Origin of the sequence: Chitinophaga costaii, from assembly GCF_900094705.1 — a bacterium.
In the GTDB taxonomy this organism is placed as follows: domain Bacteria; phylum Bacteroidota; class Bacteroidia; order Chitinophagales; family Chitinophagaceae; genus Chitinophaga; species Chitinophaga costaii.
Window position 1 is genome coordinate 84,353 of sequence record NZ_FMAR01000014.1, and the last position, 16,759, is coordinate 101,111.

12 protein-coding genes are annotated in these 16,759 nt (G+C 48.0%); 4 read left to right on the plus strand and 8 right to left on the minus strand.

What is annotated here, in order from left to right; all coding sequences use genetic code 11:
- Positions 1 to 217 precede the first annotated feature (217 nt).
- The 4 genes from GA0116948_RS16905 to GA0116948_RS16920 form a co-directional block, all read right to left on the minus strand.
- Positions 218 to 2,749 carry a DUF5686 and carboxypeptidase regulatory-like domain-containing protein gene (locus GA0116948_RS16905; RefSeq protein ID WP_089714361.1) on the minus strand — a complete coding sequence of 844 codons (2,532 nt, stop codon included), beginning with the start codon at positions 2,747 to 2,749 and terminating at the stop codon, positions 218 to 220.
- A gap of 102 nt (positions 2,750 to 2,851) precedes the next feature.
- Positions 2,852 to 3,226, minus strand: a complete 375-nt coding sequence (locus tag GA0116948_RS16910) for a hypothetical protein (protein ID WP_089714363.1) — start codon at positions 3,224 to 3,226, stop codon at positions 2,852 to 2,854.
- A 140-nt stretch (positions 3,227 to 3,366) separates the two neighbouring features.
- On the minus strand, positions 3,367 to 4,578 hold the full coding sequence (locus tag GA0116948_RS16915; RefSeq protein WP_240619259.1) for a trans-sulfuration enzyme family protein: 1,212 nt from the start codon (positions 4,576 to 4,578) through the stop codon (positions 3,367 to 3,369).
- Positions 4,579 to 4,645: 67 nt separating this feature from the next.
- Positions 4,646 to 5,065 carry an OsmC family protein gene (locus GA0116948_RS16920; protein ID WP_089714448.1) on the minus strand — a complete coding sequence of 140 codons (420 nt, stop codon included), beginning with the start codon at positions 5,063 to 5,065 and terminating at the stop codon, positions 4,646 to 4,648.
- A gap of 215 nt (positions 5,066 to 5,280) precedes the next feature.
- On the opposite strand from GA0116948_RS16920, the gene metX reads away from it, so the two are divergent.
- Both metX and GA0116948_RS16930 read left to right on the plus strand, forming a co-directional pair.
- Positions 5,281 to 6,300, plus strand: coding sequence for a homoserine O-acetyltransferase MetX (gene metX, locus GA0116948_RS16925; RefSeq protein WP_089714367.1), 1,020 nt, complete (start codon positions 5,281 to 5,283; stop codon positions 6,298 to 6,300).
- Positions 6,301 to 6,531: 231 nt separating this feature from the next.
- Positions 6,532 to 9,408 carry a TonB-dependent receptor gene (locus GA0116948_RS16930; protein ID WP_089714370.1) on the plus strand — a complete coding sequence of 959 codons (2,877 nt, stop codon included), beginning with the start codon at positions 6,532 to 6,534 and terminating at the stop codon, positions 9,406 to 9,408.
- Positions 9,409 to 9,584: 176 nt separating this feature from the next.
- Here the strand turns inward: GA0116948_RS16930 and ychF are convergent, their stop codons facing one another.
- Positions 9,585 to 10,688, minus strand: a complete 1,104-nt coding sequence (gene ychF / locus GA0116948_RS16935; RefSeq protein ID WP_089714372.1) for a redox-regulated ATPase YchF — start codon at positions 10,686 to 10,688, stop codon at positions 9,585 to 9,587.
- A gap of 210 nt (positions 10,689 to 10,898) precedes the next feature.
- On the opposite strand from ychF, the gene GA0116948_RS16940 reads away from it, so the two are divergent.
- Positions 10,899 to 12,134, plus strand: coding sequence for a nucleoside recognition domain-containing protein (locus GA0116948_RS16940; protein ID WP_089714374.1), 1,236 nt, complete (start codon positions 10,899 to 10,901; stop codon positions 12,132 to 12,134).
- A 65-nt stretch (positions 12,135 to 12,199) separates the two neighbouring features.
- The gene (locus GA0116948_RS16945; protein ID WP_089714375.1) at positions 12,200 to 13,333 is read left to right on the plus strand and encodes a hypothetical protein; all 1,134 of its coding nucleotides are present in this window, start codon (positions 12,200 to 12,202) and stop codon (positions 13,331 to 13,333) included.
- A gap of 59 nt (positions 13,334 to 13,392) precedes the next feature.
- Here GA0116948_RS16945 and GA0116948_RS16950 read toward each other — a convergent pair whose 3' ends face one another.
- The 3 genes from GA0116948_RS16950 to GA0116948_RS16960 are packed head-to-tail and all read right to left on the minus strand — an operon-like array spanning position 13,393 to position 16,739.
- Positions 13,393 to 14,604: a glycosyltransferase family 2 protein gene (locus tag GA0116948_RS16950; RefSeq protein ID WP_165798528.1), complete on the minus strand. Its 1,212-nt coding sequence runs from the start codon at positions 14,602 to 14,604 to the stop codon at positions 13,393 to 13,395.
- A gap of 38 nt (positions 14,605 to 14,642) precedes the next feature.
- Positions 14,643 to 15,809: a glycosyltransferase gene (locus GA0116948_RS16955; RefSeq protein ID WP_089714380.1), complete on the minus strand. Its 1,167-nt coding sequence runs from the start codon at positions 15,807 to 15,809 to the stop codon at positions 14,643 to 14,645.
- Between the two features lie 18 nt (positions 15,810 to 15,827).
- Entirely contained in the window at positions 15,828 to 16,739 is a 912-nt protein-coding gene (locus tag GA0116948_RS16960) for a glycosyltransferase family 2 protein (protein ID WP_205686179.1), read from the minus strand.
- Between the last annotated feature and the right edge of the window lie 20 nt (positions 16,740 to 16,759).

A 16,759-nucleotide genomic window follows, 5' to 3' on the forward strand; every position in this document is an offset into this window, starting at 1 on the left:
TATATGGCATTTCATTGGCATTCTTTTTGAAAATTGAGTAGCAGACGCAAACTTATTACACTACAAAATTTTGGTTATGGCTACTTATTTTCTTTACCTGTTTTATGTTATGGCAAGCCTGTGGATTTACCGCTTGCTCGTTTATTTTTACAACCGCGACACCAGGACCATGCGTAAGAGTAAATACAACCGCTAATCTCATAACAGGGCGCGTTTTTTAATTAGCGCCTCCATTGCCCAGGGTGAACAACCCACCCAGCAATCCACCCAGCCCAACACGAATGCCAATGCGGGTTTTGGCCTGGCTCTGATATCCAGCTACTACATCCACTCTCAGTACTTTAAAAATGTTTTCCAACCCGGCAAATGCTTCTACGTAATTATTGTCGCCATTGACATAAAATGCGTTGGCACCTGCTACCAGATTCCATTTCAGCTTGTTGAACAGGGGTATTTTGTTCGTGAGTAAGCCGTTGAAATGGTGTTCTATATTTGCTGTTGCATAAAACGGCGCGCTGGTGCTATACCGGTAATAAGGCGCTAGTTGAAAACTGTTCAGGTATGCCGTGCTTAGCACCGTCTGATTGCCAATAAAATGTTGCAGGTCGGGGATGCCCACATACTTATTGTTAAAAAAGCCTCCCACCCCTACGTGGTAGCGGAACTCTCCAAACAATTTCAGGTTTTGCTTATCGTTGATGCTAAAGTTCCATTTATCAAAATCCGCATCGCTGCCGGCTATGCCGTGAATGCCTTTGGTGTAAATAGCACTGAAGGTGGGCCACTTGCTGCCAATGGCCACTTTGGATACAGGAAACTCCACAAAGGTTTGCCCCGGCTGATAACTGGCACGCACTTCCAGCAAAAAAGCCTGCTCCCGTTGAAAAGGAAGGTTGGCTAGTTCATAGGGATGATTGGGGAGGAATTGCTTATGGGCATTTTTAAATAGCGTAAAATCTGTGGTGTTTTCCAACGGCATACGATCTTCATAGGTCACCTTGGCTCCCAGGAGCAGGGTACTTTCAAAGCGGTGAGTATAACCTGCTGAGCCATACCAGTTTTCATACAGCTTCATGTAATTTTCTTTCAAAAACAAAGTGTACACTTCATTAATCAGCGGCACGATCGGCACAGCATGGTTAAATTGCGATACCCGTTTGCCACCGCTGATGTTCCATGTATCGCTGGTGGCACTTAAACGCTTTCGGCGCACATAATTTATATCTGCATATGCATTAAAATGTGTGTTGCTAAAACCATAGCGGAACACAGGCAGCACCTCTAATTTACTATCTTCCTCCAGCGGCACCGTGATGCTGCCGGAAACCTTTGCTACCAGACCTTCTACCGTATTGTACTCCACATTTTGAAGCAGCCCCTTCATAAATAAAGTAGTACTGGTGATGGAAGAATCTTGCTGGTAATAAAAAAAATGATGTGTGGCCCCCGACCACGTGATACCGCCCACTGAAGGGGGCCGCTGATTTTTGCGCAAGGTATCCAGCGCATAACGTGAGCGGGCAGCATCGCGCCGGGCCTGCGCGGTACTGTCTTTCTCGTGAAAATCTTTTAGCTCTTCCTTTTCCAGGGGTATGGGACGCACACTGTCCCAATAACCTATCCTTTTTTTATCAAACGCCGTATCATAGCGCATCAGCACCCGGCTCTTGAAAAAGTCTTTGGGAAAATTAGGATGCAGGTTATAATTGGAATACACGTTCACGAATTGACCTACTACATCGAAACCAAATTTCTGTAAGGAAAAATACACCACCTGGTCCTTGGTGCGCCACACCTCCGCCGATACCGGTACATGAGTTTGGCGGATGGTGAGCGTGTCCATCAGGTCCAGGCCGTAATTCTTAGTAAGCCGCAGGTCCAGGCTGTGAATGCGCCAATCGTCGTCGGTAATAAAAATGTGGCCACTGAACAAGGGCTCTTGTGTACGTTTAGGGATCACCTCAATTTTATTCACCGTTTTACCGTCTTCCACGAAAGAGCCTATGTAATGATATTTATAATAAGCCAGCGCATTTTCCGCAACCGGTGAGATGAAGCCCCGGGGACTTAGTTGTGTAATTACGGCAGTAACATTGTTGTCGTAAAAGTTTATAAACGTTGGGAAACTAATACCCAGCCCCCCGCCGCTCTGGCGGCTGGATATCACTTCCAGTTTCAGGTGGTCTGGAGCCTGATAAGACACCTTGGTAATACTTTCCGACAAGAATAAAATCCCCTTGCCAGCAGAATCTACGCCCATATCGGCCTTATCTACTTTTTTTCCGAAAAATTTACTGGGAGTGGACCTGGTTTTAAACATGCCTTTAATGTAGGCATCCGTAGTGTATTCCTTGAGTTGTGTATTATAGAAATTGCGTTTTTTAATGGCCTGCCGGATAATGGCATAGGCAGGATCTTCCCCATTAGCCTTCACCACCACTTCTTTTATTTGCAGCTTTAACGGGGATAGCACTATGTTCATTGGAAAAGTTACACCAGCAATATCCACTTCCCCTTCGGTGCGCTTATAACCAATATACTGGCAAATGATGGTATAATGGCCTGGTGCTAGCTCCAGGCTGTAGGCCCCGCTGGCATTGGCTGTAGTGCCGATGGTGGTGCCTTTTATTAATACAGTAGCGAAAGGAAGGGGTTGCCCTTGCAGATTAGTAATGAGGCCTTGCAAAGTAGTGGCGGAAGCAATAGAAGTAAGCAATACAGCAAGCAGGGTAAACAGTGGAAATCTCATACCAATAAAAATAAGAATTGAAGCCTTAGCTTTCTATAACGGGTAAGGGCGTTTAACGATATTTTATGGATAATCTTTTCCTGATAGCGGCTACCGTAAAGATTATGAGGCGTATGGCACACGTTTCACCTTTTGGGGAAAACGCAGGTAAGCAGCTGCCATGGCGGCAAAACCCGCTATCAACCCACCTATGAGCGCTGTAACCAGGCCAAGCAGCCAGGGGGCGTTTAGCTTAAAAATCAATTGACTCATCCGGTTGCCCAGGATATGGTCATTGCGGATATCGGCTATAAAGGTAAGCAACAGCCAAAGCAAAAATACGCCTGCAAACGCGCCCAAAAAACTACTGCCAGGCCGCAACGGCAATATCAACGTCACCAAAAAAACCGCCACCGCAAAGCCCCACCACACCGGCAAAAATACACCGGCAAAATAACTAAGCACCATAACAAGGATAAAGTGGGAGAAGGATTTCATAATTTATGGGATTATGTGCAATGTATTATGTACGATGTATCCGGTAATAAATGTTAGATATTAAAAACAACTGGAGGCTATCCATAACACTTTAACGAGTATACTAATCATAGCACATCATACATTGCACCTGATACATTTTATTTACTCTTATCCAACGCCTGCACAATATCATGCAGGATATCGTCCGGATATTCCAGGCCTGTGGAAATGCGGATGAGGCCCGGGGTGATGCCCGCCAGCAACCTTTCTTCCTCCGTGAGTTTGGCGTGGGTGGTAGAGGAGGGATGTGAAGCAATGCTGCGGCTGTCGCCCAGGTTGGCGGTGAGGGAAAGCAATTGCAGGCTATCCAGAAAACGCCGTCCCTGTTCCACGCCACCTTTCAGTTCAAAACAAAACACACCTCCGCCGCCACTCATTTGCTTTTTGGCGATGGCGTACTGAGGATGGCTGGGCAGGAAAGGATATTTCACCCATACCAGGTGGGGATTGCCTTCCAGGGCTGTAGCCAGTTTCAGCGCACTTTCGGAATGGCGCGCCATGCGTACTGGCAGGGTTTCGAGACTTTTGCTCAGCACCCAGGCATTAAAGGGCGACAACGATGGCCCGGTACTGCGGCAGAAGGTGTAAATCTGTTTAATAAGGTCTGGCTCTCCTACTACCACTCCACCCAGTACGCGGCCCTGCCCGTCCATCCATTTGGTGGCGGAAGTAGTAACCAGGTGTGCACCTAGTGCTAGGGGACGCTGCAAGATAGGGGTAGCAAAACAGTTGTCTACGTTAAGGATAACATTGTGGCTGCGGGCCAGTTTGCCCAGCCATTCCAGGTCTATCACATCCAGTCCCGGATTGGACGGCGTTTCTACAAAGATCATCTTTGTATTAGGCTTTATCAGCGCTTCAATACTGGTAGGATCATTAATGTCGAAGTAGTCGTACTGGATGCCGTATTTCGGTAAGTACTTAGTGATGAGGGTGTGGGTAGATCCGAAAATGGCGCGGCAGGCTAGCAGATGATCGCCGGCACTGAGCAAGGCCATGAAACTGGCCCAAATGGTACTCATGCCCGATGCCGTGGCATAACCCGCAGGTGCGCCCTCCAACATGGCTACTTTGTCTATTACTTCATCTACATTCGGATTGCTAAAGCGACTGTAAATATAATCGTCGGTCTCGTCGGCAAAGGTGGCGCGCATGCGCTCCGCATCCGGATAAGTAAAAGAGGAAGTAATGTACATGGGCGAAGAATGCTCCATGTTGTCTGTACGTTCAGACCGGATGCGCACTGCGCGGGTTTCCGGATGGTATTGGTATTCGTCTTGGCTCATGAAAAAAGGTGCTAGGTACTCCATAAACTGTAAGATGGACAGAATAGGCGAGCAGGCCTACCTGGTTCATCCTACAATTAGTGGGTACGTTTTATTGATTCAATTTTACTTCCCAGCTAAGGTTTGTTTTCCCCTGGCGTAATGTTTCTGCTACGGAGCAATATTTATTCATAGAGAGTTCCACTGCGCGTTCTGCCTTGTCTGGATCTATATTACCAGCCAGGTGAAACACCAGGTGTACATCTTCCCAGAGGGCCGGCTCTTTTTCCTTTTCGCGTTCTCCCGCTATTTCTATGCGGAAATCAGTTACCTCCTGGCGTTGCTTCTTCAGGATCATCGCCACATCAATAGCAGAACAGCCGCCCAGGCCCATGAGGAGCATTTGCATAGGGCGTACGCCATTTCCCTTGCCACCGGCACTTTCACCTGCATCCATTAACACTTTATGCCCGGCATCATCCGTTGCTTCCATGTTAAAAGCATCGTCTATCCGTTGTAATTTAACTTTCATATTTTCAGCATTTTCAATCATCAAATATAAACAAACCTTACAACGATTCCATGCCCTATCCCAAAACCGGGATGGGCGGGCATTTGCTCAAGGCATGTGGGCGGCCTCCGGTCAAGGAGGGATACCAGGGGGCTTTGTTTGTGAATTGTCTAAAATATGAAGCGGCAATTGACAATTCGCTATGCATGACGTAGGTTTGCGCAAATTTGTTTTTTTTGGGAGTACACGTTTTTCATAGTAATACACCATTTGAGCTGGAATCTGGCGATATACTGCCCGACCTACGCATTGCCTACCATACCTACGGCACCCTTAGCGCAGACCGTAATAATGTGGTATGGGTATGCCATGCTCTCACCGCCAATGCGGATGTGGCCAACTGGTGGCCCGGCCTGGTAGGTACTGGTGGCGCTATTGACCCAGCCCGGCATTTCATTGTGTGTGCCAACATCCTGGGTTCCTGCTACGGCAGCAGCGGACCACTGTCGGTAAACCCTTTTACCGGTAAACCCTGGTATCATAGCTTCCCCGCGGTAACCATTCGCGATATGGTAAAAGCCCACATCCTGCTGCGGCAGCACCTGGGCATTGAACAAATAGCCCTGCTGGCCGGCGGCTCCATGGGTGGATACCAGGTATTGGAATGGGCCTTAACGGAAACCAGCCGCATCGAAAAATTATTCTTGCTCTGCACCGGTGCTGCCGAAAGCGCCTGGGGCATTGCTATTCATACCGCCCAGCGATTGGCCATCGCCGCCGACAACAGTTGGCAGGAAAACACGGAAAATGCTGGAGCGAAAGGCCTTAAAGCAGCCCGCGCCATTGGCATGCTCACTTACCGCAATTACCAAACCTTTGTGCGTACGCAAACTGATCCCGATAAAGAAAAAACGGATCATTTCCGCGCCTCCTCTTATATCGAATACCAGGGAGAAAAATTGGTAAAACGTTTTAACGCTCAAAGCTACTGGCTGCTAAGCAAGGCTATGGACAGTCATAACATTGCCCGTAGCCGGAAGGCAGATGCCGCCTCCCTGCTGGCCACTCTTCCCCAGCCCTCCCTGCTCATGGGCATTACCAGCGATATCCTTTGCCCGCCGGAGGAACAGCTTTTCCTGGCCCGACATCTTCAGGATGGCCGCTATTATGAGATCGATTCTTCCTATGGCCATGATGGTTTCTTAATAGAACATGAAAAGATAGGCGCTATTCTTACTACTTTTTTGCAGGATTAATTACCTTGTGTGCCTATTGCACAAAATCGGGTGTGGCGACGCTTTTTTATGTTATCAATTCAATATCCCGCCACACCAATATCTTTATAAATCGAGTTATTATATCCATAACCGCAGGCCCTTGCCAGCATTAGTCATTAACAGAGGGATGCTTTTATTTCCATTACATTTAGTTCACTGCAATGTGTAGGGAAAGATTCCTGCTTTCCATTAAAACCAATTTATTCCCTTATGAAGTACATTCTGCTTGGATGGCTGTTATCATATATATTTATTCCTTTTCTTTCCCTGGCACAAGCCACGCAAAAAGTTACGATTACCGGTACAGTTACAAATAAAAACGCGCATGAAAAGCTGGCCCGTGTAACTGTTGCTGTGAAAGGCGACAAGGCCGGTGCCATTTCGGATGAGGCAGGCCATTTCAGCATTACGTTGCAACATGCCTGGCCAGTAACGCTGGTATTTACATCGGTAGGTTTTGAGCGGGAAGAAGTTGTGGTACACAACGAGTCAGCTATACAAGTGCAGCTCAATACCGGTGAGATGCACGGCACCGAAGTAGTAGTAGCTGCCAGCCGCGTACCGGAAAGCATACTGCAATCGCCCGTGTCTATCGAGCAGTTGGATGCACGCAGTATCCGCAACTCACCCGCTCCCTCATTTTACGATGCATTAGCCAATATCAAAGGCGTAGACGTGAGTACCCAAAGCCTTACTTTTAAATCGGTGAACACCCGTGGTTTTGCCAGCAATGGCAATACCCGGCTGGTACAAGTGGTAGATGGGATGGATAACCAGGCTCCTGGCCTGAGCTTTCCACTGGGTAATATCATTGGCATTACGGAGTTGGATCTGGATCGGGTAGAATTATTGCCCGGCGCCAGTTCCGCGCTTTATGGCCCCAACGCACTAAATGGTATCCTGCTGATGAACAGTAAAAATCCATTCGATTATCAGGGCCTGAGCGCCGTGGTGAAGTCTGGTGTACTGTCTGACGATGGCCGCAGCACCTCCACCACCGGCTTTTACGACGTGAACCTACGCTATGCAAAAGCGTTTAATAATAAATTTGCCTTTAAAGTGAACTTCGGCTATCTGCAGGCCAAAGACTGGCAGGCCTATGACAGTAAAGATCAGAGCCTACAAAACGGTTATAACCTGAAAACTGGCCATCGTGCTACCAACGAGGCATACAATGGGGTAAACATTTATGGTGATGAGTCCAATGTGAATATGTACTCCATGCTGATGCCCCTGGCCTTTACCAACAATAATCCGCTGGGCGCAAACATACAGCAACTTTCCGCCTCCTCCGGTGGTAACATTACCCCACAAATGATCTTTTCCTCCATCATGCCCGATAGCGCACACGCCTTCGTGTCGCGCACCGGTTATAATGAAAGAGATCTAACGGATAATAAGACCAGGAACCTGAAAGTAAGCGCTGCCTTCCACTACCACATCACGCCCAAAACAGAGGCTATTCTGCAAGGTAGTTATGGCAACGTTACTACAGTATACACGGGAGCCGACCGCTATTCCATCCGCAATTTTCACATGGGGCAATACAAGGCCGAGGTGCTTGGCGAGAATTTTTATGTGCGGGCCTATACCACCCAGGAACGTTCCGGCGACAGTTATGCCATCGGCATCCTGGGATCGGGCATAAACGAAGCATGGAAGTCCAGCCCCACCTGGTTTGGACAATATTTTAATACCTATGCAGGCGAGTCTTTGCAAGCCTTCGCTACCACCTTTCAAACCGCCCTTGCTGGCGGACAGGCCCCTGCAGCAGCGTACGCCGCCGCCACCACCGCTGCCAAACAAGGCGGTGACCAGTTCCGCAATGATGCACGAACCGTGGCAGACCAGGGCCGCCTGCTGCCTGGCACGTCCGCCTTTAATGCTGCGGCAGACAGCGTAAAGCACCGCCCCATTCCCGGCAGCGCGGCTGGCGTGGGCGCTAAATTTACTGATAAGTCTAATTTATACCAGGGTGAGTTTATGTATAATTTTTCCAGCCTTCTTCGGTTCATGGACCTGCTGGTGGGCGGTAATTACCGCGTGTACGATCTAAATTCTGAAGGCACCCTCTTTGCCCTGGATGATAACGGAAAAGAGTTCCGCATTAAGGAAGGTGGTGGCTATGTACAAGTGGCCAAAAGACTCCTGCAGGAACACCTGAAAATCACCGCTAGCTTACGATACGATAAGAACATGAATTTCGACGGGCAGTTCAGCCCCCGCGTATCGGCGGTATACACCCTGGGCGGCACCCATAACATCCGCGCATCTTACCAAACTGGTTTCCGCATCCCCACCAGCCAAGATCAGTATATTGACCTAACCACCCCCTCCGCCCACCTGCTGGGTGGCCTGCCCTTTTTCCGGGAACGCTATCACCTGACCACAGGCCCACTGTACACCATCCAATCCGTACAAGCCGGCGCACCTCAACAATACGTTTTCCAGGACTATAAACCGGAGAAGATAAAGGCCTTCGAAATTGGCTATCGCAGCCTCATTTCACAGCAACTCGTAATAGATGCCTACGCCTACTGGAACAACTTTGAAAATTTCAGCGGCACACAAGCCCTGGTACAACCTACTTCCCCCACTACCCGCAACATCTTTGCCATCCCGGTAAATTATAATAAGAACATCCATAGCTGGGGATGGGCCATGGGACTGGATTATAATTTCCCAAAACATTTCGTGGCAGGGGGTAATATTTCCTATAACGAACTGCTGGACCAGAAAAGCCTGAACGGTTTCGTAGCCAGCTACAATACCCCGAAAGTGAAGTACAACCTGTACGTGGGCAATCGCAATATAGGTGGTTCCAACATTGGATTTAACGTTACCTACCGCTGGCAGCAAAAACTTGTATGGCAATCGAATTTCGTCAGCGCCGTGGTAAACGCTAAAGGCCTGAGCGAAATACCAGCTTATGGCACGGTAGACGCCCAGCTAACGAAACTTTTACCTAAACCTAAAGTTACCCTGAAGATTGGCGGAGTAAATATGCTTAATAAGGCTTACGTCCAATCATGGGGTAATCCTACGGTGGGTGCACAATGGTATGCTGCTATTGGGTATAATTTGTAGTACGCTACACCCCTATTCCTGGGTCCCTGAAATAGCGACAGCCCGGAGAATAGATCTCCAGGCTGTCTTGGTTTTGTTGTAACCCTCAGCGCTTTACGCGCGAGTATCTTCAGGCAGTAAACCTACCCCTTTTTAGTTGCTTTAGCAATTAATCGTGACCAGTGGTCTGAAAGCCGCTATACATTAAAGCGGAAATGCATTACATCCCCATCTGCTACAACATATTCCTTGCCTTCAATGCGCAGCCGACCATTGTCGCGGGCGGCAGACTCAGAGCCATATTTCACAAAATCTTCGTAGGCGATGACTTCTGCTTTAATGAAACCTTTTTCAAAATCGGTGTGGATTACACTGGCGGCCTGGGGGGCTTTCCAGCCGGTGTGGATGGTCCAGGCGCGTACTTCCTGCACGCCGGCAGTGAAGTAGGTGATCAGATCCAACAGTTGATAGGCTGAGCGGATGAGGCGGTTCAGACCTGGCTCTTTAAGCCCATATTCGCCGAGGAACAATTCCTTGTCTGCCGGATCTTCCATTTCAGAAATCTGGGCTTCGATGGTATTGTTCATCACGATTACCTGTGCTTTTTCCGCCTTCACGGCTTCTTCCAGGGCTTTGGAAAATTTATTGCCGGAATGAAGCGAGGCTTCATCTACGTTGGCTACATACAGCACTGGTTTTTCAGTGAGCAAGAAAAGATCGGCCGTAGCGGTTTTTTCTTCTTTGCTAAGGTCCAGTTCGCGAATGTTCTTGCCTTGTTCCAGGTGGGCCTGGCAGCGCTTTAACACTTCAAACTCTACCTTGGCTTTAGGATCACCGCCGGTTTTGGCCATTTTTTCTGTGCGGGCTATCTTTTTCTCCACGCTCTCCAGGTCTTTGAGCTGGAGTTCGGTGTCTATAATTTCTTTATCACTCACGGGGTTGATAGCGCCTTCTTCGCGGAGAATGTTCTCATCCTCAAAGCAGCGGATCACATGCACAATAGCATCTACCTCGCGGATATTGGCCAGGAATTTATTACCCAGGCCCTCTCCCTTGCTAGCACCTTTTACAAGCCCGGCAATGTCTACAAATTCAATACTGGTAGGAACGATTCTTTCCGGTTTTACCAGCTCGGCCAGTTTCTCCATGCGATAGTCCGGTACATCTACCTGGCCTACGTTTGGCTCAATGGTACAAAAGCGGTAGTTGGAGGCCTGTGCCTTTGCACTGTTACTCACTGCATTAAACAATGTGGACTTTCCAACATTCGGTAAACCTACGATTCCTGCTTGCAACGCCATTTAAAAAAATTTGCGCAAAGATATTACAGATTTACAATTCTACCCAACGGATCAGGCATTTTCCGGTTGCCCCTACCAGCCCACCGGATAGGGTGGTTCCAGCCGGCAGTTTCCCTTCACCTATTTTTTTACCATGAAGTATTGTAAATTGAAACTCAATATCCTATCATTGACATTGAAAATTGTTCATTTGGAAATTATCATTCACCTATGGCATTGAACTATGTTTGGCTTGCTTTCTTCCTGATATCCTTTGTGGTGGCCATTTTTAAGACACTTATACTGCACGATGCCACCGTATTCGGGGAAGTCATGAACAGCTTAATGGCCAGCACTAAAACCGGGGCAGAAATTTCCCTGGGCCTGATTGGCGTCATGAGTTTTTGGCTGGGTATTATGCGAATTGGTGAAAAAGCCGGGGTGATCAATGTATTTGCCCGCCTGGTAAATCCCTTTTATTCCAAATTATTTCCCCAGGTACCTAAAGGCGACCCGGCCATGGGATCTATGGTGATGAACTTCTCGGCCACCATGCTTGGGCTGGACAATGCCGCTACCCCCTTCGGGCTGAAGGCCATGAAACAATTGCAGGAGCTAAACCCCAGCCACGATACGGCCAGCAATGCCGAGATAGCCCTGCTGGTACTTAACTCCGCCGGCGTGGTCATCATTCCCACTTCGGTGATTGCATTGCGCCTGGCCGCCGGCGCATCCAATCCTGCCGATATCCTGGTACCTACCCTGCTCTCAACCTTCATAGCGTTTATCGTGGGCATCTTTGTGATCGCCCTGTTTCAGCGCATCAATATTTTTAAAATACCAGTACTAATATTCCTGGCTGGTTTCATGGTCATCATGGCCGCCCTGTTCTATTGGGTGCAAAGCCTCCCACCCAAAGACATTGCACCCAAAACAGCTTCCCTGGGCGGTATCATTATCTTTGGGATCATCGTATTATTTATCGTAGCAGGGTTGGTAAAAAAAATTGTCGTGTACGAAACCTTTATCGAGGGGGCTAAGGAAGGCTTCCAAACTGCGGTGAATATTATTCCCTACTTGGTAGGCATGCTGGCAGCCATTAGCGTGTTCCGCGCCACCGGCTGCATGGATTATGTGGTAAATGGCATTGCGGCCCTTTTTGCCGCCCTGGGCATGAACACAGATTTTGTGCCGGCCCTGCCCGTAATGTTTATGAAACCCCTGAGTGGGGGCGGCGCCCGGGCCCTTATGGTAGATACCATGAAGACCTACAAGCCCGATAGTTTCGTGGGTTACCTGGTGAGCATTTTACAAGGCACTACAGAAACTACTTTTTACGTGATCTCCGTATATTTCGGCTCCATCAATATCCGCAATACGCGGTATGCGCTGGTAGCCGGGCTGATCGCAGATTTCGCGGGTATGATCGCGGCGGTGTTCCTGGCTTATTTTTTCTTTCGTTATTAACCCCAAAAACGGTTAAAGCAGCGGCAATCCTGTATTTTTACAACGCCCTGCCTAAATAAATTTTTATGTTCGAACGCTTACGTCAAGTTTACCAAGGTGCATGGTATAAGCAATTATTCCTGGTAGGCAGCTTGCTCATATCCTCCGCCTACCCCATTTATAAAAATTACTTCTATGCCAGGGGTGTAGAACAATATGAACGGCAGGTTCAGTTCATGGAAAACCGGTCCGACTTTTACAATCCCTGGCAGTACCGGGTTTTTTGTCCCCTGCTTCTACAGGGTGCCAAATGGGTGTATGACCATACTATAGACCGGGTGTTTCCCCTGGAAGAACACATGCACTTCGATGATGATGTTACCCCGCAGCACGGCGTATTTCGGGCGCAGGTACGCAGTAAAGACGCAATGATCTACTTGGGACTATTCATCCTTTTCCGGCTGCTGCTGCAAATGCTGATTTATCTTTTGGAATTTTCGCTGCTGGCCTTTTTCGTAAAAAACAATTGGCTGATCGGCCTGGGCCTGCTTTTTACCGCCTACATTACGGGCAATGGAGTGCATAACAGTGATCTTTCCTTTAATACCTACCTGGATGTTGTGCTGTATCTCTGGGCCGGTTGCGTCATCCTATACCGCCGGCAGGATGCCTGGATTATCCTCATCACCATACTGGGCGCGCTGAACCGCGAAACTTCCCTGCTCATCCCGGTCATTTATTTTGCCTCCCGCGCTACCCTGCCCAGTTTTGTAAGCGGACAATCTTTTCGTTGGCCCCCCCTACGCACCTGGGTAATCACTGCCGCCAGCGGAATTTTATACATAGCCATATTTGCAGGTATCCGCATGCATTATGGATATCGCGCGCCGGAGCCTGTGACTACTTATCAAGCCACCGTGGGATTATCTTTACTAAAAGTGAACCTTGCCAGCGGGCAGGCATTAAAAAGTTATTTTGAAATGTATGGGGTGCTGAGCGTATTATGGTTAACGGCCTTTTTTACCTTCCGTTGCAATCATGTTTTACTACGCACCTGGTTTCTGGTGCTGGTGCCGGTATGGGTGTTGGTACACCTGCTTAGCTCTGTAGTGGCCGAAAGCCGTTGTTTCCTGGTGCCGGTGGTGCTGGTACTGCTCCCTATGCTACTGGAAAAAATAGAACAGCAGTCCCCGCATGTGAATAATACAGCCGGTATATAATAACATCGTCCGGCCATTATAAAAACGACCGGACGGCATGGGCAAATATGGCAATCAGTTTACTTTTTAGTATTTAGCAAATCCTGTATGTACACCACTTTGGAGTTTTCCGTTTTTAGATAAGCCTTTGTAGCGCGCTTCATATTAAATAACGCGCGTAATTGATGAAATAAAACCAGTGGCAACGAATACAGCGCATTCACAATCTCCTTATTGCGTGTCATGGAGGCTACGATGCCAAAGAAGGTCAGTACAAACACTACACCGGTACCAACCCAATACCATGCCCAGGTAGGGCTTACTACAACATTGATCAGGAAAAACAGCGCCGCAGCCAGCAATTGCAGCAGGATAGGCGGCCTTAATAATTGCAATCCAAAGAAAAAGAGATTGAAGCTGAAACGTGTAATGCCCGCCCACAGCACGGCTACGGAGTAGCGGAAGTATTTGAAGTAAGCATACAGCCAGCGGGTGCGCTGCTTTTCAAGGGCCGCACCACTATCTATTTTTTCATCGTACACAATAGCGTCTTCCGCATAGGCAAGTATAGGTACCTGGCGTACAATATCCGCCTGCACTTTTTTATCAAAACCTCCCAGGAAATTCTGGTAGAGGATAGATTTATAAAGCGCCGTTTCAATAGCAATGCCCAATCCCCAGATATGTGCGGACATGCCCAGTTCCATGCGCATACGCCGGTCTATGAAATTATAATACAGGTTGCCTGCAGCATCCAACCGGGCCATCAGGCTATCGGTATTCTTAGGTAGCATATTCGTCTGCACCGCACGATACCCCCTGTTAAAATATACATTGAGTATAGCCAGGTAATCCGGATGCACGAGGTTGTCTGCATCGAATATAATCAGTGCATCGTGCGGTTCCACAAAGTGATTAATGGCGTAGTCAATGGATTTGATCTTGGCATTGAGCGCAGTGGGTGGTTGTAAGATTATTACAGTGGGATCATCGAAATGCAGGGTCACTTCTTCGCAGGCATCGGCTACCACATAAATTTTGTAATTGCGGTAATGCTGCTTCAATAGCGAATCTACCAAAGGAGGTACCAGTTCCAGATTTTTATGGGCTGTTATAATGGCCGCAAAACTATATTCCTTGGTATTCTCCAACTGCAAGGCTCCCCAGGTACGGGGCTTGCGGCCCAGCAGGCGTTTCAGCCAGTATAATACTAAAAAGAATGTGGGAATTAGCAGGTAAAACAAAAGGATTACCTGTAGTACAATGAAAAAAGTATATAATACAGCAGACATATGCATTGAGTTTAGAACCGTATAACAGGCGGCGGCCATTAAGATTGAATCGGCAAGGTACCTGCCTGGTAACGGTTTACAGATAGTACTTCCAGGTATTGCTGTTCTATCTTTCGCGCCATCTGATCTACACTGTAAAGCGTACGAACAGATTCCTGTGCGGCATTTTGCAGGGCAATCCTGAAAGGCTTGTTGTGGTGCAATTCCAGGATAGCGGCGGCCAGGGCCATTTTATGTTGCACAGGTATCATCAGGCCATTTTGCCGGTCTTTGATAATTTCCCGGGAACCATCCACATCGGTTACAATTACCGCGTTGCGGGTTGCCATGGCTTCCAGCAAGCCAATGGGCAATCCTTCCCACAAAGAAGGCAGGCAATAAATGTCGGTAGCTTGCAGAATAGCTGGCACATCCTCCCGGAAATCCTGGAACACGATGTTGCCGGCAATACCTAATTCACTTGCCAGCGCTACCGTACGGTCGCGCAGATCACCCTCTCCCACCACCAGCAGGGTAATATCCTGCGTATGCTGTAATACTTCGTGAAATGCATGTAGCAGTGTAAAAGGGTCTTTTTGTAGGGTAATGCGGGCAATATAACCCACCAATGTATGATGGGCCGGGATGCCCAACTGCGGACGGATATCGGGATAAGTGCCCTGGTCATTAAATTTTTGCAGGTTAATTCCATTGTTTACCACCACAGACCGGAAGCTGCTGAAATGTTGCTGGCCGGTAAGCTGGTTGGAAGCAGACACTGAAATATTGCGCTGCACCCGGCTGGTGAGCAGTTTTTCCGACCACACCCGCAATGTTTTTTGCAGAAAAGGCTGATCGTCGTGAAATGACCAGCCATGAATTGTATACAGCATAGGAATTTTCAAAGAGCGGGCCGGCAGGAGCAGGTTGCTTGCCGCCCTGGAGCCATGGGCATGCACCAGGTCTATTTGCTCCTGGCGCAATAATGCTTTTACCTGCCGGGCGGTACGCAGATCAAATGCCTTTCCAGAAGGAATTACGTAATGGTGGATGCCCATGCGTTCTAACTGGCGTATCATCTGACCATCCGAAAATGAAAGTACGATAGGCTCAAAGCGCAATTTATCCAATTGTTCCACCAAACCCAGTACATGACTTTCCCCACCACCTATCAAACCCTGGCGGATGGCCTGCAATACCTTTATTTTAGTAGGTTGTGTATTCATATGTAACCAATAAGCTACCTACACCGCAGAATAACGGGAAGTAGTAAGATTCCAGAAAGTACCTTTCAGGAAAGACCGTAAATGTGCAAACTGCCCTTTCACAGCATATCGCACAATACCTTTGGGAAGGCTAACGAAAGTAAAAAATAAAAGGAATAGCGACAACTGGGCAGGATTAGTGTTGCGGCGCATATACAAAATGCGATTGCGGGTAAGATAGTAAACTTTAACTGGGTTGTCTTTCCCTATACTAATGGATTCCTTATGGTAAATAAGCCCTTGGGCATTATAGTAAATTTTATACCCTGCACGCAATATCCGGGCAGACCAATCCGATTCTTCGTAATACAGGAAAAATTTTTCGGCAAAGCGGCCTACTTTCTCAATCACCTCTCTTTTAACCATCATAGCAGCACCATGTGCGCTATAGGTATAACCAGAAGTATTATGTTGTCCGAGATCCTCCTCCCGGCTACCTACAGCACCAGTACGGCCAGTAAGCAGGTTCATCCGGTAAAAGCCCGCATATTGAATGACAGTAGGATGATGATGAAAACGTATTTTGGGGCATACAACACCGATGGTAGGATTGATGCGGAAGGGTTCCAGCAGATGGTTCAACAATAGCGGAGTAAGTTCCGTATCGTTATTAACAATAAAACAATATTCGCCCGCGGCATGTTCCATGCCCAGGTTATTACCACCAGCAAATCCCAGGTTACGTTCACTCCGGATTATTTTCACGGCTGGATATTCCAAGGGATCTACTTCCAGTACAGGTGTAGCAGTGGAGCCATTATCTACGATAATAATTTCAAAGTGGGTATATACTAAAAGCTTGGTAGATGCCAGGAACTCATGCGTAACAGCTGCCTGGTTGTAATTGATAGTGATGATGGAGACCAGCGGTTCTTCTTGTGTATTATTCATGGCCATAGCCGCGTATTCGG

What these genes read in the sequence shown, in the direction of transcription:
- GA0116948_RS16905 (WP_089714361.1), bottom strand. Translation starts at nt 2,749, where the DNA reads ATGAGATTTCCACTGTTTACCCTGCTTGCTGTATTGCTTACTTCTATT.
- GA0116948_RS16910 (WP_089714363.1), bottom strand. Translation starts at nt 3,226, where the DNA reads ATGAAATCCTTCTCCCACTTTATCCTTGTTATGGTGCTTAGTTATTTT.
- GA0116948_RS16915 (WP_240619259.1), bottom strand. Translation starts at nt 4,578, where the DNA reads ATGGAGTACCTAGCACCTTTTTTCATGAGCCAAGACGAATACCAATAC.
- GA0116948_RS16920 (WP_089714448.1), bottom strand. Translation starts at nt 5,065, where the DNA reads ATGAAAGTTAAATTACAACGGATAGACGATGCTTTTAACATGGAAGCA.
- GA0116948_RS16930 (WP_089714370.1), top strand. Translation starts at nt 6,532, where the DNA reads ATGAAGTACATTCTGCTTGGATGGCTGTTATCATATATATTTATTCCT.
- ychF (WP_089714372.1), bottom strand. Translation starts at nt 10,688, where the DNA reads ATGGCGTTGCAAGCAGGAATCGTAGGTTTACCGAATGTTGGAAAGTCC.
- GA0116948_RS16940 (WP_089714374.1), top strand. Translation starts at nt 10,899, where the DNA reads ATGGCATTGAACTATGTTTGGCTTGCTTTCTTCCTGATATCCTTTGTG.
- GA0116948_RS16945 (WP_089714375.1), top strand. Translation starts at nt 12,200, where the DNA reads ATGTTCGAACGCTTACGTCAAGTTTACCAAGGTGCATGGTATAAGCAA.
- GA0116948_RS16950 (WP_165798528.1), bottom strand. Translation starts at nt 14,604, where the DNA reads ATGTCTGCTGTATTATATACTTTTTTCATTGTACTACAGGTAATCCTT.
- GA0116948_RS16955 (WP_089714380.1), bottom strand. Translation starts at nt 15,809, where the DNA reads ATGAATACACAACCTACTAAAATAAAGGTATTGCAGGCCATCCGCCAG.
- GA0116948_RS16960 (WP_205686179.1), bottom strand. Translation starts at nt 16,739, where the DNA reads ATGAATAATACACAAGAAGAACCGCTGGTCTCCATCATCACTATCAAT.